The sequence below is a fragment of the Arthrobacter sp. YN genome, from assembly GCF_002224285.1.
In the GTDB taxonomy this organism is placed as follows: Bacteria; Actinomycetota; Actinomycetes; order Actinomycetales; family Micrococcaceae; genus Arthrobacter.
Map to the genome: position 1 here is coordinate 2,051,306 of NZ_CP022436.1, position 17,917 is coordinate 2,069,222.

Genomic DNA, 17,917 nt, shown 5'->3' on the forward strand with positions numbered 1-17,917 from the left:
TCCATGGCGTCCAAGAGTAACTGGCCCGGACATACACCACTGCCCAAGGGGCTCGCTGCACCGGCGAGACGGGCTTTGGCGCACGAGGGGATTGAGACCCTGGAGCAGTTGGCGGAATTCGGAGAGGTGAAAATCTCCAAGCTCCACGGCATGGGGCCGGTGGCCATCGCCCAGCTTGAGGACGCCATGGAGGAATCGGGAATCTCCTTCAGCGGCGGCTAGGCTGATTTCATGACTGAATACCGACGCCTTGGCCATTCCGGATTGACCGTCTCAGCCGTCGGGCTGGGCTGCAACAATCTGGGGCGCGCCAATACACCCACCGAGTCCCAGGAGGGCACGGACGGCGTTGTCCATGCCGCGCTTGATGCGGGAGTGACCTTCTTTGACGTTGCCGATGTCTACGGACGCGAGCCGGGCCTGAGCGAGGCCATGCTGGGCAAGGCGCTCAAGGGCCGGCGTGACGACGTTGTCATTGGCACCAAGTTCGGCATGGACATGAAGGGCGTCAACGGGAACGATTTCGGCGCCCGTGGTTCGCGCCGCTACATCGTGAAGGCCGTCGAAGCATCGCTCCGCCGGCTGGATACCGAGTGGATCGATCTCTACCAGTTCCACACTCCTGATCCCCTGACACCCATCGAAGAGACGCTCGCAGCCTTGGATGATGTGGTGGCAAGTGGCAAGGTCCGCTACATCGGACACTCGAATTTCGCGGGCTGGCAGATCGCCGAAGCGGAGTACGTAGGGCGCCAATTGGGGGTGCACGCTTCATCTCGACGCAGAATCATTACAACCTGCTGGATCGCCGTGCTGAACTCGAAGTCCTGCCTGCCGCCGGGGCTTTGTCTTTGGGCGTGCTCCCGTATTTTCCGCTTGCCAACGGGCTGCTCACCGGAAAGTACTCCGCCGGCAAAGCGCCGGAGGGTACCCGCCTGAGCCACACGCGCACCAACCTGGTGCATGACGCCGACTGGGATCAGCTGGGTCGCTTCGGCCAGTTCGCCAAGGAACGGGACATCAGTGAATTGCAGCTGGCCTTCTCCTGGCTTGCCGCGCAGCCCTGCGTCGGCAGCGTCATCGCGGGCGCCACCCGTCCGGAGCAGATCCGCCAGAACGCAGAGGCCGTTTGCTGGGTTCCCACACCGGAAGACCTGGCCGAACTGGATGAGATCTTCCCGCGGACGCCGAAGGTTGCACTCTTCTAGCCCGCTGTCATATCCCGCCCACCTTCAGGCGTCCCTCTCTCACAAAACAGACCTTAAACGGAACGCTCTCTCACCTCGGTGAGAGAGCGTTCGGGTTTGGGCCGCGGGATGTGGGAGAGGGATCGGTTTAAGGACGCGGGATGTGAGAGAGGGACGGATCAGGCGGGTGCTGATGCGACGCCGGGGCCAGGAACCTCTTGCCGTTGACCCGCTCCGAAGCGCCCACGCGATCCAGATACGGTGTGATGCCTCCGAGGAACATTGGCCAGCCGGCGCCCATGATGACGCAAAGGTCGATGTCTTCCGGTCCGGCGACGACGCCTTCGGCGAGCATGAGCCCGATTTCCTCCGCCAGGGCATCCTGCGTGCGTCGAAGGACTTCGGCGCCAGTGGATGGGGTGTTGCCGAAGGACATGATGGCCAGGGTCTCAGCCGGGATGACAGGTGTTCCGTCGGGGCTTGGCGCCCACAGGGACTTTACTCCGTTGTCGATGAGCTTCTGCAGGTTCTGCGAGACAGGGAACCGGTCGCCGAACGCTGTGTGCAGGGATTCCTGCACATGCTGGGCGACCGGCAGGCCCACCATGGCAGCCAGGGTGAACGGTGACATCGGCAGCCCCATGGGACGCAGGGCATTGTCAGCGACGTCGGCAGGTGTTCCTTCGTCGAACGCTGCGATGACTTCACCCATGAGGCGGAGCAGGATGCGGTTGACCACAAAGGCCGCGGCATCCTTGACCAGCACGGCGGTCTTCTTGAGGCCCTTGGCGAGTTCGAACGCGGTGGCCAGCACGGCGTCGTCCGTCTTGGGTGCCCGCACAATCTCCAGGAGCGGCATGACAGCCACCGGGTTGAAGAAGTGGAAGCCCACCAGTCGTTCCGGGTGCTTCAGGTCCTCGGCCATGGCCGTGACAGACAGTGAAGACGTGTTGGTGGCCAGGATGCATTCGGGAGAAACAATCGCTTCCACCTCCGCGAAGACTTGCTTCTTGATGTGCAGTTCTTCGAAAACGGCCTCGATGACGAAGTCGGCGTCGGCGAAGGCTTCTTTGGAGACGGAACCCGTAATGAGCGCTTTGGTCCTGTTGGCGGCGTCGGGCTTGATCCGCTTCTTCGCCAGCATCTTGTCCACTTCGGCATGGACGTAGGCGACGCCCTTGTCTACCCGTGCCTGATCGATGTCGGTCATGACGACGGGGACTTTCAGTTGCCGGGCGAACAGCAGGGCCAGTTGGCTTGCCATGAGCCCTGCGCCCACCACGCCGATCTTGGTGACCGGGCGGGCAAGCTTGCGGTCAGGGGCACCCGCGGGACGCTTTGAACGCTTCTGGACGAGGTCCAGGAAAGCGTACACAGTGGAGCGGAACTCGTCGGTTTGCATGAGCCCTGCGAGGGTCTCACACTCGAGCTCTGCCGATTCCGCCTGTGTCATGGTGCGGTTGGCTTCCATGACGTCCAGGACCTTTGCCGGGGCAGGGGAGGCATTGGAGGTCTTGGACTCCACAAAAGCCCGTCCAGCGGTAACTGCCGCTGCCCAACGCCCAGCGACTGCGTCGTCGGCGGAATCAACGGAGTTCTTCCGCTCAGGCGTGACGTCGCCGGAAATGACCCGTGCCGCCCATGCGAGCGACTGTTCCACGAAGTCGGCGGGCTCGAAGATGGCATCGGCCACTCCGAGCTCGAATGCCTGCGGTCCGGTGAGTGTCCGGTTGTTGCTCAGGGGATTCTCGATCATCACCTTAACGGCGTTCTCGGGACCGATGAGGCGCGGCAGGATGTAGACGCCGCCCCACCCCGGCACGAGGCCGATGAACGCTTCGGGCAGGGCCAAAGCGCCGGCGCCGGTGGAGACGGTCCGGTACGTGGACTGCAGGGCGATTTCGAGTCCGCCGCCCAAGGCAAGGCCGTTGATGAAGGCGAAGCTTGGCACGCCAAGGTTTGCCAGGGTGCTGTAGACGGCGTGGCCAAGCTGAGCCATCCAGAGGCCGTGCTCGCGCTCCTTGAGCGTCTTGACGGCCGACAGGTCTGCGCCGGCCACCAGGAAGTACGGCTTGCCTGTGACACCGACGCCCACGATTTCACCCCGTGAAGCGCGTTCCTTGAGTTGGTCCAGGACGCCGCCCAGTTCAACCAGCGTGTTGGGGCCAAGCGTGGTGGGCTTGGAGTGGTCCAAGCCATTGTCCAGGGTGATCAGCGCAAAGGTGCCTGCGCCACCCGGCAGCTGAATGTCCTGCACGTAGGAGTGGGTGACCACTTCGTCAGGGAAAAGGGCGGCGAGCTTCTGGAATTCGGCGGCGCTCATGCAGCGGCTCCTTCGGTGGTGGCGGTGTCAGCGGTGGAGGAAGCGTAGTCGGCGTGGTGCGGGTTTTCCCAGATCACAGTGGCACCCATGCCCAGGCCGATGCACATAGTGGTGATGCCGTAGCGCACTGTGGGATCTTCCTCGAATTGTCGGGCCAGCTGGTTCATCAGGCGGACGCCGGAGGAAGCAAGCGGATGTCCGACGGCGATCGCCCCGCCGTAGCGGTTGACGCGGGAGTCGTCGTCGGCGATGCCGAAGTGGTCCAGGAAGCTCAGTACCTGGACGGCAAAGGCCTCGTTGATCTCGAAGAGCCCGATGTCCTCGATCCCCAGTCCGGCGTTCTTGAGCGCCTTTTCCGTCGCTGGAACGGGGCCGATGCCCATAACCTCCGGTTCGACGCCGGCGAAGGCGTAGGAGACAAGGCGCATTTTGACTGACAGACCCAACTCTTCAGCGGCTTCGGCCGAAGCGAGAACAGCGGCGGTGGCACCGTCATTCAGGCCAGCGGCGTTTCCGGCAGTGACGCGGCCGTGGGCACGGAAAGGGGTGCGAAGTTCGGCAAGGTCGGCCACCGTGGTTCCGGGGCGCGGGGGTTCGTCCATCGTGTGGAGCGCCCAGCCCTGGCCCGGCTTCATGGTGGCCACGGGGACGAGGTCGTGCTGGATTTGCTCGTTGGAGTATGCTGCGGCGAGCTTGGCTTGTGAGGCCGCGGCATAGGCGTCCGTGCGGTCCTTGGTGATGGCCGGGAAACGGTCGTGCAGGTTTTCTGCCGTGTTGCCCATGTTCAGGGCAGCCGGGTCCACCAGCCGCTCGGACATGAACCGCGGATTGGGGTCGGCTCCAGCGCCCATGGGGTGGTTGCCCATGTGTTCCACTCCGCCTGCAATGACGACGTCGTAGGCGCCAAAGCCGATGCCGCTCGCCGTCGTCGTTACTGCCGTCATGGCGCCTGCGCACATGCGGTCGATGGCGAAGCCGGGAACGGTGCGCGGGAGACCGGCCAGCAATGCGGCCGTGCGCCCGATGGTGAGGCCTTGGTCGCCGGTCTGCGTGGTGGCGGCAATGGCTACCTCGTCCACGCGGTCCGCGGGCAAGGACGGGTTGCGCCGCATCAGTTCGCGGATGCACTTCACCACGAGGTCATCGGCCCTGGTACCCGCGTAGATTCCCTTGTCGCCTGCTTTGCCGAAGGGGGTGCGGACTCCGTCCACGAAAACGACATCGCGGACATTCCTCTGGGCACTGCGTGATGGACTCATGTATTAACTCCTCGTTGAGACATGGTGCCGGCCCGCGTCGCGGGTGCTCCGGTTGGCATTAACGCAATGTTACTCGTCGGTAACTTACGGTGCAAGGTGTGTCGACCTCCTACCGCATGAGCTTGGAGACGCGAAAGGCCCGTCGCCGCGAACCATAGTTCGGGTGACGGGCCCTGCAGCCTGGACAGACTCAGGCGGAGTCCGTTGACTGTTGGTTTTCCTGTGGCTGCCGGCTGTCCTTCGCTTTGGATTCTTTGGCTGGAAGGGGTTTGGGGTTCAAGCAGGCGTCGGTGAGGATCGGCGCGGCGAAGGAGACCTGCCATTCACGGGCACCGAGGGTGCGCAGTTCAGCAGCTACCGTTTCCAGCGAGATGTCAGCCGGCGGCCGCCAGGTAATGCGCCTCAGGAAGTCCGGTGTCAGCAGGTTCTCCACCGGCAGGTTGAGTTCGTCAGCCTTTGCCTGCAGTGCGGGCCGCGCGGTCGCCAAGCGTGCCGCGGCCTCCGGATCGCGGTCCACCCACACCCGCGGCGGCGGTGGAGCGTTGGTGGGCAGATGCAAGGGCGGAACATCGGTCAGGGTGCGGGCGCTGGTGATGCATCGCAGCCAGCGCGGTGCCTCACGTTGGGCAGAGCGACCATGGAATCCCTTGGTTGCCAGTAGCTGGGGGACAGTGGTGGGCATGGCTTTCGCGGCGGCCACCAAGGCCGAATCAGGAATCAAGCGCCCCGGCGCCACATCGCGTTTACGTGCCAGCTGATCGCGCTCCTGCCAGAGTTCGCGGACTGCTGCCAACTGACGGCGGTCCCGGATCTGGTGCAGACCGGACGTCTTCCGCCAGGGATCCACGCGGGGCGGGGAAATACCGGCGGCAAGGATGCCGGCGAATTCCTGTTCGGCGTACTCCAGCTTGCCATCGGCCTCCAGCAGCTCGATGAGCTCTTCGCGCAATTCCGCAAGAACTTCGACGTCGAGCGCTGCGTACCGGAGCCAAGGCTCGGGGAGTGGGCGGGTGGACCAGTCGGCTGCAGAGTGTTCCTTTGCCAGGCCGAATCCGAGGAGTTGCTCGATGACGGCCGCCAGGCCCACCCGGGGAAGGCCGGCAAGGCGGGCGGCAAGTTCGGTGTCGAACAGTTTGTCCGGCCACATGCCGAGTTCTGACAGGCAGGGAAGGTCCTGGGTGGCTGCATGCAGGATCCATTCGACGCCTCGGAGCGCCTCGTTGATGATGTCCAGGTTGTCGAAAGGTTCGGGATCGATCAGCCAGGTTCCCGCTCCGTCGCGGCGGATCTGCACCAGGAAGGCGCGTTGGCCGTAACGGAAGCCGGAGGCGCGCTCTGCGTCCACCCCGGCCGGTCCTGTTCCGGCGGCGATGGCGGCGGCGCACCGTTCAAGTCCGGCGGGAGTATCGATGACCAGGGGGACGCCCTCACGTGGCGTATCGAGATCGATGACTTCGGGGACGTGGCTGTCAAAGCCGTCTACCTTGATGTGGGTGGTGGGATCAGCAACCGGATCGCCGGCTGTGGTTTTATCCAGATTTTCAGGGGTCATGGTGGCTTAAGCTTACCGATTCACGCCGGGTTCTCGCCGGGACGCCGTACTGACCGTGTAGTGGCCGCCTTGGGCGACGTGTCATCAGTGGTCAATTCAGCCTCCTGTTGGGAAGTCCAGTAACGCCCGGGGGAAGGGGAGGAAGCCCGGCGAAAGTACAGACCATGTCGGACCAGGCCTCCAAGTGCGCCTGGACGTCAGCGCCGGCAGGGGTCCATGAAGCGCGAAGTTCAATGTCTATGGTGTCCGGGCGTTCGGCCAGTGTGCCGAAGCTCTCGGAGAGGATCCTTGTTGCCGTGCCGCCCGCCGCGCGATACGGGGCCGCGTGGTTCTCCAAGGCGTCCACCAGCCACGTCCAAGCGACGGAGCCCAGCATGGAATCGTTGCCCATCTCCGCGTCCATTTGGGCCCGGATGTAGGTGACAATCCGGAACTCACCTTCCCACACCGGTGAACCATCGGGATCGTAGAGGAGGATGAACCGGCCCGTGGCCAGTTCGTCGTCGTCCTCGCTCGCCGGCGTGTTCGCCTGGCTCGCTGCGAAGGCCTTGGCCGCCGGCCCGTGGACGGGTACGCGGCGCGTCGCCGCAGTAGGGCTGAAAACTTCCGCTCCCAAAGCCACGGCGTACGGGGCCAGCCGGGCGGGCGCAGGGATCTCGTCAAGCCGCAATTCACTGCGGCATTGGGCTTTTCGTAGTGTTCCCAAGGCGACGAGAAAGTCCGAGGGAACCTGTGCGAGGGCGTTCACCCTCGCAGGTTATGCTTCCGGGGCGGCGATTCCCAGCAGGCTCGCCGCCCCGGATGCGCGGGGTTACAGGGAGGCCAGCTCCCGCTTGATACCCGCAACGAAGGCGTCGATGTCTTCCTCTGTGGTGTCAAAGGAGCACATCCACCGGACCTCACCCCGGGCGGCGTCCCAATCGTAGAAGGCGAAGTTCTTCCTCAGGCGGTCGGCAACGCCGGCCGGGAGGATGGCGAAGACGCCGTTGGATTGCGTCGCCTGGGTGGGCTCCACGCCGTCGATCGCTTCAATGGCGGTCCGCAGGCGGGCGGCCATGGCGTTGGCGTGGGCGGCAGAACGCAACCACAGCCCATCCTCCAGCAGGGCAATGAACTGGGCAGAGATGAAGCGCATCTTCGAGGCGAGCTGCATGTTCATCTTGCGAAGGAATTTCAGGCCATCAGCCGCCTCCGGGTTGAGTGCCACGACGACTTCGCCAAAAAGAAGCCCGTTCTTGGTGCCGCCGAAGGACAGGATGTCCACCCCGGCGTCGCGCGTGAAGGCCCGGAGGGGGACGTCCAGGTGGGCGGCAGCGTTCGCGAGCCTGGCGCCATCCATGTGAAGCTTCATGCCCTTGGAATGGGCGTGGTCAGCGATGGCCCGCACTTCTTCCGGGGTGTAGCAGGTACCCAGTTCAGTGGTCTGGGTAATGGAGACCACCAAGGGCTGGGCCCGGTGCTCGTCACCCCAGCCCCACGCTTCGCGATCAATCAGCTCAGGGGTGAGTTTGCCGTCCTCAGTGGGAACCTGGAGGAGCTTGATCCCGCCCACCCGTTCGGGTGCACCGTTCTCATCCATGTTGATGTGCGCGGTGGAGGCACAGATCACCGCTCCCCAACGGGGAAGAAGGGATTGCAGGGCAAGGACGTTGGCTCCGGTGCCGTTGAAGACCGGGAAAGTCTCGATGCCCGGGCCGAACTGCTGCTCCAGTACCTCCTGCAGCCGTGCGGTGTACACATCCTCGCCGTAAGAGACCTGGTGCCCGCCATTGGCGGTTGCCAGTGCTGCAAGGATCTCCGGGTGCACGCCGGAGTAGTTGTCGGAGGCAAATCCACGAACCGATGGGTCATGGAGTTGGCTGTTCCCAGCCATCCCGTGGGCGCTGTTGGCGCGGTGGATGGCCTCTGTTGTGCTCGTCACTTGTTCATTCACGCTTTCAAGTCTATTTGGCCAGCAGGATGCGCTGGCCGTTGAGGTTTGCAGCCGGTTCTTCGAACAGTCCGACGACGGCGGCCGCCAGGTCCTCGACGTCCGTGTAGCCGGGGAACCGCCTGTCCGGATGCGCAGCACGCATGGTTGAATCCACCAGGGCTTTGACCACGAAGACGACGGCTGCGCTGTGTAGGTCTTCTGGCTGCCTCTGACTGTCCGGCCGACCGTCCGCCTGCGCACGGCGGAACCCATCAGCCACTGCAATGGTCCAGGCTTCAGCGGCGGCCTTTGCCGCGGCGTAACTCGCGGCAGCGGCAGTGGGGGCTGACGCGGTGGTGGAGGAGATCATCGCGAACCGGCCCTGCGGGGATGCCTCGAGCTGGCTGTAGAACACGCGGGAGACGTTGCGCAGGGTAGTGATCGCGCCCCGTTCCATGGCATTCCAATCCTCATCGGTTTGGTCTTCGATGCCTTTTGCGCCGCGCCAACCGCCCACCAAGTGGATGACTCCATCCACTGTTTCAACGCCGCGGCCGGAGAGCCCGTCCGCGAGGTCGCGGACAGCATCATACGAAGCGAGATCACACACAAGGGGGATCACTCCGTTGCCGGCTTCATTCGCCGCTGCCTGGATCCGGATGTCGTCCGAGCCCACAGTGAAAACCCGGTGTCCGGCGGCCCCCAATGCCCGCGCCGCAGCAATGCCGGACGCGCTGCTACCGCCGGTCACCAGGATGGTCAGGGTGGGCATCAGGCCGCCGTCGCGCCGGTGATGCCTGTGGTCGATTCGATGACGGGGCGCATTTTCTTCTCCAGTGCTTCGTAGAACATGGACAGCGGGAATTCATCGTCAAGGACCTGGTCGGTGAGCCCGCGGGGAGGACCGTCCAGTGGCAAGGCATCCGGACCCTTGGCCCACACAGATGCCGGGTGGGCAGTCACCGTACCGGAAATGAGCTCGTACGCGGCCAACCAGTGGGCGGCCTTCGGGCGGTCAATGGAACGCCAGTAGAGTTCTTCGATCCTGGCACCGAGTTCAACCACTACTGCAGCGGCATCGTCCCAGTCGATGGAGAGCTTGCTGTCCGTCCAGTGAAGGACGTGGTGCTGGTGCATCCACGCGAACAGCAGTTGACCGCCAAGTCCGTCATAGTTGCGGACGCGGCTGCCGGTGATCGCGAACCGGAAGATCCGGTCAAAAATCACGGCGTACTGAACGAGTTTTGCGTGCTTCCTGGCGTCAGGATCGGCGTTCTCGTCCTTCTCGATGAGGACGGACTCGCGGAAGGCGGTCAAATCGCAGCGCAACTCTTCCAGCGAGTAGAGGAAGAATGGCATGCGCTGCTTGATCATGAACGGATCAAAAGGCAGATCGCCCCGCATGTGGGTGCGGTCATGGATGAGGTCCCACATGACGAACGTGCGCTGTGTGAGTTCCTGGTCCTCGATCAACTGGGCCGCATCTGCGGGAAGTTCCAAAGACGTGGTTGCTGCTGCTGCTTTGAGGACGCGCCGGAAGCGTGCGGCTTCACGGTCGGCGAAGATGGCGCCCCACGTGAAGGTGGGAGTCTCACGCACGGCAACGGTTTCGGGGAAGAGCACTGCGGAGTTGGTGTCGTACCCGGGAGTGAAATCGATGAAGCGGATGGGGACGAAGAGCTTGTTGGAGTACTCGCCTGCTTCCAGGCCGCCGATGAACTCCGGCCAGATGACCTCGATCAACACGGCTTCGACCAGCCTGTTGGTGCTGCCGTTCTGCGTGTACATGGGGAAGACCACCAGGTGTTGGAGGCCGTCGACGCGCAGTTCCTGTGGCTGGAACGCCTGCAGGGAATCCAGGAAATCCGGTACGCCAAAGCCGCCCTGCACCCACCGGCCAAAGTCCTCCACCAGCAACTCCAGGTAGCGGGCGTCGTGGGGGAACAGGGGAGCCAATGCTGTGATGGCGTCGCAGATCGTTGCTACGAGCGTTGTTGCCTCGCCGTGGACAGAGGGATCGGCGATGGAGCCGTCCTGTTCCTGGTGTGCTTGGAGTGCTGTGGCCGCGGCCTTCAGCGATGTCCACTCGGCGTTGTCAGCGGTGACACGCGGGAGGGTGGAGGTGGCGATGGTTGTCATGGAGCTCGGCCCTTTCCGAAGTAGTGATTGCTTCTGGGCCGAGCGTAGCAAGCGAAAAGCATTGCTAATTGAAAAAAGCATCGAGCATAAGCAATTCTTGCTCTTCGGGGGTTCCTGCACAGTTCGAGATCCAGCGCCCCACACTTCTTCCGGAGAACAGCTCCGGACGGACCGAACCCATGGCCGGCCCGTCCGGACCCGTCAGCTCTCTTCCGGGTTGACCAGGCGGAGCGAAATGGAGTTGATGCAGAACCGTTGGTCCGTGGGCGTGCCGTAGCCCTCGCCCTCGAAGAGGTGCCCCAAATGCGAATCACAGGTGGCGCAACGGACCTCCACCCGGTCCATCCCCATGGTGCGGTCATGAAGATAACGGACCGTGCCTTCAGCCAAGGGAGCCCAGAACGACGGCCAGCCGCAATGGGAATCGAACTTCTCCTTGCTGGTGAACAGCTGGCTGCCACAAGCACGGCACTGATAGACGCCCTCTGTGTGGGTGTCCCAGTACTCGCCGGTGTACGGCCGCTCAGTTCCCGCCTGCCGCAGAACGCGGTATTCCTCGGGGGTCAACTCCTCGCGCCACTGGGCATCGTTCTTCTCCAGGGGAGCATCCACGGGCTCAGAAGTTGTCTTGCTGGTGTTCTCAGGAGTGTTCATGTCTTGTGCAACGCTCACGAGTCGCCGATAAATCCCGAACCCGCGTACAGGTGGAGTACCGGAAGTCCCAATTGATCCTGCGCCTTGTTGGCCCAGTCGGTGTGGAACGTATCGGCAATGGCATGGGGGCGCGTGACCACTACGGCCTGCGCGGCATCGAGTGCGCGCACCTTGGATACCAAGCCGGCCACGGCACCGCCGTCGACGACTTCACCCGTGACGCCGCCACCCAAGCCGGCCAGTGCCGCCAAGGAGGCAGACAACGTCTCAGACGCTTCAGCACGCTCCGCCGCCGGATCCGGTGACTGCGCTGTAAGTTCGCGGAACGCCTTGGCAATATCCAGCAACGAAAGATTCTCCAGGAAGTCCACCAGGAGATGTCGCTCGGTATTGGCGGGAACCAGGACAACAAGGGGCGCGTCACCGCCATCCACCAGTTTGGCGATGTTAACGCGGTCGTCGGGGCCAAGGGGCTCTTCAGTCAGGATGACTATGGGATCACTCATGGCTACAGCGTAGTCCCGCACAAGCTGAGTCCGCAGGCTTTTGGCACCGAATCCGGGCACAGGGGCGCCGCGCGGTCCGCACCTGCACCAGGCAATGCCAGGGAGCGGCAACAATGGAAGCATGGCATCGACACACCGGTCAGCGAGCGACGCTGCAGAGAACAAAATGTCCCTCCGCACCAAATGGGCCATTGGTGGCTTCCTCGCGGGCGGCACCCTCGCCGGCCTGCTGGGCGCCGGGTCCTCCGCGCTCGCCGTCTATTTTGCCCGGCGCGTCATCACTCCGGCGGCCCGCCACGAGGACCAGGAGGTCCTCGCCGTCATCAGGGATGACAAGGGGCTCCAGGTCATCCTCGCGGCTACCCCGGACACCACCATCGACGGCGTGTTCAGCCTGTTCTTCGCCGGCGGGCAAGGACACGCACGGATTGGCCGGATCGTGTCCTATTCCCCGGCTGAGCAGACGGTCCTCCGCGAGGTTGAAGAGGTCTACAGTGGCAATCTGTCAGAGGCCCGCCGTGCCTGGTGGAGCGGCGCTACCTATCCGGACCCGGCATCGATCGGCCTTGCGGCCGAGGATGTGGAGATAGAGGTCGACGGCGGGCTGGCGCCGGCGTGGTTGGTCCGCGCCGATGCTTCCGCTCCGGCTCCGGTCTGGGCAATCATGGTCCACGGGCGGGGCGCCACCCGGCTCGAGGGCCTCCGGGCCGTGCGTACGGCGCGGAACCTGGGGCTGGACAGCCTGCTCATCTCCTACCGCAACGACGGCCTTGCCCCTTCAGCCCTCGATGGGCGCTACGGCCTGGGATCCACTGAATGGCGGGACGTGGAGGCTGCCATTGATTACGCCTTGGAGCATGGGGCCGAGGAGATCGTGCTTTTTGGGTGGTCCATGGGCGGGGCGATCAGCCTTCAGACAGCCGATCTCTCCAGGCACCGCCACCTCATCCGGGCTTTGGTGCTGGATGCCCCCGTCATCAACTGGGTCAATGTCATGGCCCATCATGCCCAAATGAACAGGATTCCCTACACTGTGGGGCGTTACGGGCAGTTGATGTTGGGTCATCCGCTGGGGCGCAGGCTGACCGGCCTTGCGGCTCCCGTTGACCTCAAGGCCATGGATTGGGAAGCCCGCGCCATTGAGCTGCGGACTCCCACGCTGTTGATCCACAGCGTCGACGACGACTACGTTCCGTTCGGGCCGTCCGCCAGCCTCGCCGAGAAGAACCCGGAAATGGTGACCTTTGAGCCCTTCAACGGGGCGCGGCACACCAAGGAATGGAACGTGGACCCGGAACGGTGGGAACGCGTGGTCCACTCATGGCTGCAGCGACAGTTGGCTCCCCGGAACAACCCGGGACAGGCAGTGGCTGGGCCGGTGGATGGTGCAGGCTCAGCGGGTGATGCGGGCCCGGCTGAAGCGTCTGGCCAGACTGGCTAGGTCAGTGCCTGGTGTCAGCCTCTGGCCGCTGGGGAGGTCCCGATGGCCGCAACGGTAGCCTGTGTCAACCGGATCAGGTCCGCCGGAGCAAGTTCGATGTCCAGTCCGCGGCGGCCACCGGAGACCAGGATGGCGTCAAAGCCCAAGGCTGATTCGTCCAGGACTGTGGGGGAGGGCTGGCGCTGCCCAAGAGGGGATATACCGCCCAGCACATAACCGGTGCGGCGCTCAGCGGCCTTGGGATCGGCCATGGACGCTTTCTTGGCCCCCAATGCCGCAGCAACGGATTTCAGGTCCAGGTTTCCCGACACAGGGACAACGGCCACCGCCAGGCGGCCTTCGACCTCCACCATGAGTGTCTTGAAGACCCTCTCTGGCTCGATGCCCAGGAGCTCTGCGGCCTCCATGCCGTAGCTGGCCGCGGCCGGATCATGGGAGTACGGGTGAAGCACAAAAGGAACGCCGGCCGCAGCAAGAGCTGCAGTTGCCGGCGTTCCCTGTGAAGCCATTTTCCTGGCCATACCGTCTGGTGGCGCCTTTCGGTTTCCTGGCGGGCTCAGTGCTCCAGCCGGCTGGCGGCTGCAACTTTGCGCTTGATGCGGCCGAGCATGGCAGTCATTCCCCGCATACGCAGGGGAGTGATGGCACGGGTCAGGCCCAACAATTCGGGCATGTCGTCCGGAACAGCAAGGATCTCCTCGGCGGTCAGTCCGTCGAGGCCCTCGTGCAGTACACCGGCGAAGCCGCGGGTGGTCGGCGCCTCCTGGGGAGCCTTGAAGAAGAGCCGGTACTTGCGGGCACCGTCAGGATTCTTCTCCGACTCGATGGTGAGGAACAGCGGGGACTGGCATTCCACAACCTGCTCCAGCAACTCAGGGTGGTCCTTCAGGCGCTCTGGAAGCTCCGGAAGGCCCCTGGAGAACTCAAGCAGGAGCTGCAGACGGTCAGGCTCCGTCAGTGCCTGGAAGTCATCGACGATTTCCGCCAGTGCGGTGGGCAAAGTGTACGTACTCATCTCTTCCAGCTTACGCACAACCGCAGCGATTGTGCTCTGTATGCCGCAACACTACGGGGCCCTCCGGACGGTGGCGGATTCACGCAAAGACTAGTTGCGTGCGAAGGCGGCCGGTACGGAACCGCGCTCTGCGCCCTTGACGATGGGAACGCGTACGGCGTTGCCCCACTCTGTCCAGGAGCCGTCGTAGTTGCGCACGGTGTCGAAGCCCAGCAGGTACTTGAGCGCAAACCAGGTGTGGCTTGAGCGTTCGCCGATCCGGCAGTAGGCCACGACGTCATCGCCGGCTGCGAGCCCGGCCTCACCCAGGTACAGGGCTTCGAGTTCTTCGCGGCTGCGGTAGGTCCCGTCTTCTGCAGCGGCGCGTGCCCACGGAATGGATGCGGCCGTGGGGATGTGGCCGCCACGGAGTGCGCCTTCTTCGGGGTAGGCCGGCATGTGGGTGCGCTGTCCCGTGTATTCCTCGGGGAGCGGACGTCGATCAGGGGGTTTCCCAGGTGCGCCAGGACATCTTCCTTGAAAGCGCGGATGGGAGCGTCGTTGCGCTCTACTTCCGGGTATTCGCCGACGACGGGTTGTGACGTTTCGGTGGTCAGTTCGCGGCCTTCGGCAATCCACTTGTCGCGGCCGCCATCCAGGAGGCGGACATCTTCATGGCCGAAGAGAGTGAAAACCCAGAGGGCGTAGGCAGCCCACCAGTTGGACTTGTCGCCGTAGATGACAACGGTGCTGTCCCGGGAGATTCCCTTTGATGATGCGAGGGCAGCGAACGCGGCGCCGTCGACGTAGTCGCGGGTGACCTCATCGTTCAAATCGGTGTGCCAGTCGATCTTCACGGCTCCCGGGATGTGGCCGGTTTCGTACAGGAGGACGTCCTCATCGGACTCAACCACTACCAACTTGCCGTCGGCGATAGCGCCGTCGGCAAGCGCGGATGCGAGCCATTCGGTGGAGACAAGGCGTTCGGGGTTCGCGTACGACGCGAACTTTTCGTTCTGCTCAACGGGGTAGGACATGGTGATGGCCTTTCACTGACAACGGACGGGAGCCAGGCCGTCGGAGGTGGTGCAGGTGCCAGCCCGGCTGCTCCCAACACTAACCACGGGGCGCCAGGATTGCTTCCCTGCGGTCACACGGTGAAACATGGGCTTGGTCACGTGTCCCGCCGTGGCCGCCCGATGCCGGTATTCTTGCTGGGGACCTAATACCGAAGGAACGGACCACCGTGGTACAGATCGAACAACTGGCTGCCCGCACGCCGGCAGTCTCCGTGGAGGAACTCCTCAAGGGTTTCTACCCCTCTCCGCGATTCGGAGAGGTATCGTTCGACAGCTACCGTCCCGACCCATCGCAGCCGAGCCAGGCCAATGCCGTGAAGCTCCTCTCGGCCTTCGCCGACGGGGTGGGATCCGAAGACAACGGCGGCTTGTTCAAGAAGCTCTTTGCCAAGAAGGCACCGGCCACCAGGGCAGGAATCTACCTTGACGGCGGCTTTGGCGTCGGCAAGACCCACCTCCTGGCCTCGTTGTGGCACAGGTCGCCCGGACCCAAGGCCTTCGGTACGTTCGTGGAATACACCAACCTGGTGGGTGCGCTCTCCTTCCGCAAGACCGTGGAGGCACTGAGCAGCTACAAACTGGTCTGCATCGACGAATTTGAACTTGATGATCCCGGCGATACCGTGTTGATGTCCCGCCTGATGCGTGAACTGGCCGACGCCGGCGTCAAGCTCGCTGCTACGTCCAACACACTGCCCGGCTCGCTGGGCGAGGGCCGCTTTGCCGCAGTCGATTTCCAACGCGAGATCCAGGTTCTCGCGGACCAGTTCGATGTTGTCAGGATCGACGGCGAGGACTTCCGGCACCGCGGATTGCCCGCTGCTCCGGCGCCGCTGAAGACCGAAGAACTCAAGCACCGGATGAAGGCCGAATTCGCCGGCAAGACCGTGGCGGTGGATGACTTCCGCACGCTGGTCAATCACCTGGCTGCGGTTCACCCCAGCCGCTACCGTCAACTTATCTCCGGCGTCGAGGCTGTGGTGTGGAGCGACGTCGAAACCATCACGGAGCAGGCAGTAGCCCTCCGCTTCGTAGTGCTGGCGGACAGGCTGTACGACAAGGATGTGCCCATCCTGGCCAGCGGTGTTCCCTTCGACAAACTTTTTACCGAAGAAATGATGACCGGCGGTTACACCAAGAAGTACTTCCGTGCCGTTTCAAGGCTGACCGCCCTTGCCCGTGAGGCGCAAAACCACGAGCCCGCCTGACTCACGCTTTCTGAACAGGCTCGCGGCTCTTGAGCATCCAGCGCACCAGGATGCCTCCGGCCAGCGCCCAGAACGCAGCGCCAACCCCGGCGAAGCTGAGACCTGACGCTGCCAGCAGGAAAGTGATGCAGGCCGGAATGCGTTCCTCCGCTACAGCCAGCGCTGAGGAGATGGAGGCGGCCAGGGTTCCGAGGAGCGCGAGGCCGGCGACGGCTTCCAGGAGTCCTGACGGAGCTGCGGCCACCAATGTCACCAGCGCCGCGGAAGCCGCGGCCAGGACAAGGTAGGCCAGCCCGGAGACGAACGCTGCGATCCAACGCCTGCCGTGGTCCTTGCCTGCTTCCTCTCCCGCGGCAAGTGCTGCGCTGAGCGCGGCGAGGTTGATCGCGTGGCCGCCGAAGGGTGCACCGGCAATGGTGCCCGCGCCGGTGACCAGCATCGATGGGCGCCATGGAGTGGTGTACCCGAACGACTTCAGGACTGCGACGCCGGGAATGTTCTGTGACGCCATGGTGACGATGAACAAAGGCAATGCCAGCCCAACGGCAGCCTCCAGGGAGAAAGCAGGAGTTGTCCACTCAAGCCTTGGCACGAGGCTGTGAAGGGGTACCTGTACGCCGTTGGAGGCTATGTGGATCCCGATGACGGCGAGGGCAACCAGCAACGATGCCGGGACCGACCACCGCGGTGCGAACTTCATCAGCACAACCCAGCACAGGATCACCGGAGCAATGAGGAGCGGGGCCGAACCCAACGACTTGAAGGGCGCCAGGCACAGGGGGAGCAGGACCCCGGCCAGCATGGCTTGTGCCAGCGCCGTAGGGATCCTGGCCATGAGGCGCCCCAACACCGGCAACAATCCCGTGAGGACGATCAGTACCCCGACCATCAGGAACGCACCCACGGCAGCCGGCCATCCGCCGTCGACCATTCCAGCGGAGGCGAGCAGCGCCGCCCCGGGCGTGGACCACGCGAGCGTGACTGGCATCCTGGAGCGCCAGGACAGCCACAGGATCCCGAGGCCGAAGGTCAGCGTGAGCGCCAGGAGCCCGCTGGATGCCTGGGCCTGATTGGCCCCCACAGCTTGAAGGCCGGCCAGGACTACGGCGAACGATGAAGTGAAACCCACCAACGCTGTCACAATGCCGGCGGTGATCGGCGGGCCCAGTGTCTCCCGGCTGGAACGGTGGTGAGTGGCGGGTGGGGAGACAGAACGCATGAAGTCCAACGTACCCGAACAGCAGGGGGTGATTTGCTACTCATCAGCTGGCGGACGCTCTGGCCGTTAAACGCCAAGGGCACCGGTGGCGCCTCTCGGCGGGACCGGTGCCCCCTTGACGTATCTGGTACGGCGGCTCAGGCAGCTATGGCTGCTTCGGCTCATCCGTGACGGGAGCCTGTCCAGGCTGACCGTCGTTCTTGGCCACGAAGTCGGAAGCGGCATTCTGGACCTTGTCGACGTGACCGGCATACTTGCCGCCCGTCTTATTGTCCACAAAATCCCCGGCCTTTTCGATGCCATTCTTGATGGCTTCTTCGTTGCCTTGAATGAGACCCTGAGCCTTGCCCTTCAGGTCGTCAATTAAACCCACGGGCACCTCCCTTCCATCGCGGAGCCAGTTCGCTCCTCCGCGTCCGACCCTAACACCACTTGACATGGGTG

Annotated in this window: 16 protein-coding genes and 2 pseudogenes; 4 read left to right on the plus strand and 14 right to left on the minus strand. The window is 63.8% G+C overall.

Translation table 11 applies throughout. The annotated features are described in order from the left end of the window. The first annotated feature begins 3 nt into the window (after positions 1-3). Together CGK93_RS09220 and CGK93_RS09225 are read left to right on the plus strand one after the other, a co-directional pair. Positions 4-222 carry a hypothetical protein gene (locus tag CGK93_RS09220; protein ID WP_089594560.1) on the plus strand — a complete coding sequence of 73 codons (219 nt, stop codon included), beginning with the start codon at positions 4-6 and terminating at the stop codon, positions 220-222. A gap of 9 nt (positions 223-231) precedes the next feature. After that, positions 232-1,208 (plus strand): annotated as a pseudogene (locus tag CGK93_RS09225) (aldo/keto reductase). A 127-nt stretch (positions 1,209-1,335) separates the two neighbouring features. On the opposite strand, the gene CGK93_RS09230 reads toward CGK93_RS09225, so the two are convergent. From CGK93_RS09230 to CGK93_RS09270, 9 genes are all read right to left on the minus strand, one after another. Then, on the minus strand, positions 1,336-3,510 hold the full coding sequence (locus tag CGK93_RS09230) for a 3-hydroxyacyl-CoA dehydrogenase NAD-binding domain-containing protein (protein ID WP_089594561.1): 2,175 nt from the start codon (positions 3,508-3,510) through the stop codon (positions 1,336-1,338). After that, on the minus strand, positions 3,507-4,769 hold the full coding sequence (locus tag CGK93_RS09235; RefSeq protein WP_089594562.1) for a thiolase family protein: 1,263 nt from the start codon (positions 4,767-4,769) through the stop codon (positions 3,507-3,509). The genes CGK93_RS09230 and CGK93_RS09235 overlap by 4 nt, the downstream gene beginning before the upstream one ends. A gap of 190 nt (positions 4,770-4,959) precedes the next feature. Continuing rightward, positions 4,960-6,321, minus strand: a complete 1,362-nt coding sequence (locus tag CGK93_RS09240) for an HRDC domain-containing protein (protein ID WP_089594563.1) — start codon at positions 6,319-6,321, stop codon at positions 4,960-4,962. A 91-nt stretch (positions 6,322-6,412) separates the two neighbouring features. Next, the gene (locus CGK93_RS09245) at positions 6,413-7,069 is read right to left on the minus strand and encodes a DUF3000 domain-containing protein (protein WP_089594564.1); all 657 of its coding nucleotides are present in this window, start codon (positions 7,067-7,069) and stop codon (positions 6,413-6,415) included. A 63-nt stretch (positions 7,070-7,132) separates the two neighbouring features. Further along, positions 7,133-8,194, minus strand: a complete 1,062-nt coding sequence (locus tag CGK93_RS09250) for a threonine aldolase family protein (RefSeq protein ID WP_089597332.1) — start codon at positions 8,192-8,194, stop codon at positions 7,133-7,135. Positions 8,195-8,264: 70 nt separating this feature from the next. After that, entirely contained in the window at positions 8,265-9,005 is a 741-nt protein-coding gene (locus CGK93_RS09255; protein WP_089594565.1) for an SDR family NAD(P)-dependent oxidoreductase, read from the minus strand. Next, positions 9,005-10,372 (minus strand): DUF6421 family protein, encoded by a 1,368-nt coding sequence (locus CGK93_RS09260; protein ID WP_089594566.1) that lies wholly within the window; start codon positions 10,370-10,372, stop codon positions 9,005-9,007. The genes CGK93_RS09255 and CGK93_RS09260 overlap by 1 nt, the downstream gene beginning before the upstream one ends. Positions 10,373-10,573: 201 nt before the next feature. Further along, positions 10,574-11,026 carry a peptide-methionine (R)-S-oxide reductase MsrB gene (msrB, locus tag CGK93_RS09265; RefSeq protein WP_089594567.1) on the minus strand — a complete coding sequence of 151 codons (453 nt, stop codon included), beginning with the start codon at positions 11,024-11,026 and terminating at the stop codon, positions 10,574-10,576. A 14-nt stretch (positions 11,027-11,040) separates the two neighbouring features. Then, positions 11,041-11,532 carry a hypothetical protein gene (locus tag CGK93_RS09270; protein ID WP_089597334.1) on the minus strand — a complete coding sequence of 164 codons (492 nt, stop codon included), beginning with the start codon at positions 11,530-11,532 and terminating at the stop codon, positions 11,041-11,043. A 121-nt stretch (positions 11,533-11,653) separates the two neighbouring features. Here CGK93_RS09270 and CGK93_RS09275 point away from each other — a divergent pair, with 121 nt between their 5' ends. Continuing rightward, entirely contained in the window at positions 11,654-12,973 is a 1,320-nt protein-coding gene (locus tag CGK93_RS09275; RefSeq protein ID WP_089594568.1) for an alpha/beta hydrolase family protein, read from the plus strand. Positions 12,974-12,987: 14 nt separating this feature from the next. Here CGK93_RS09275 and ybaK read toward each other — a convergent pair whose 3' ends face one another. From ybaK to CGK93_RS09290, 3 genes and pseudogenes are all read right to left on the minus strand, one after another. Next, a complete protein-coding gene (gene ybaK / locus CGK93_RS09280) occupies positions 12,988-13,494 on the minus strand; it encodes a Cys-tRNA(Pro) deacylase (RefSeq protein WP_089594569.1) in 507 nt (168 codons plus the stop codon). Between the two features lie 35 nt (positions 13,495-13,529). Continuing rightward, positions 13,530-13,988, minus strand: a complete 459-nt coding sequence (locus tag CGK93_RS09285) for a SufE family protein (protein WP_198318399.1) — start codon at positions 13,986-13,988, stop codon at positions 13,530-13,532. Between the two features lie 90 nt (positions 13,989-14,078). Next, positions 14,079-15,004: pseudogene (locus tag CGK93_RS09290) on the minus strand (sulfurtransferase). 209 nt (positions 15,005-15,213) lie between these two features. On the opposite strand from CGK93_RS09290, the gene zapE reads away from it, so the two are divergent. Next, positions 15,214-16,254 (plus strand): cell division protein ZapE, encoded by a 1,041-nt coding sequence (gene zapE, locus CGK93_RS09295; RefSeq protein ID WP_089594571.1) that lies wholly within the window; start codon positions 15,214-15,216, stop codon positions 16,252-16,254. Between the two features lies 1 nt (position 16,255). Here zapE and CGK93_RS09300 read toward each other — a convergent pair whose 3' ends face one another. After that, positions 16,256-17,473: a benzoate/H(+) symporter BenE family transporter gene (locus CGK93_RS09300; RefSeq protein ID WP_089597336.1), complete on the minus strand. Its 1,218-nt coding sequence runs from the start codon at positions 17,471-17,473 to the stop codon at positions 16,256-16,258. 145 nt (positions 17,474-17,618) lie between these two features. Next, positions 17,619-17,852: an antitoxin gene (locus CGK93_RS09305; RefSeq protein ID WP_089594572.1), complete on the minus strand. Its 234-nt coding sequence runs from the start codon at positions 17,850-17,852 to the stop codon at positions 17,619-17,621. Positions 17,853-17,917: the final 65 nt, after the last annotated feature.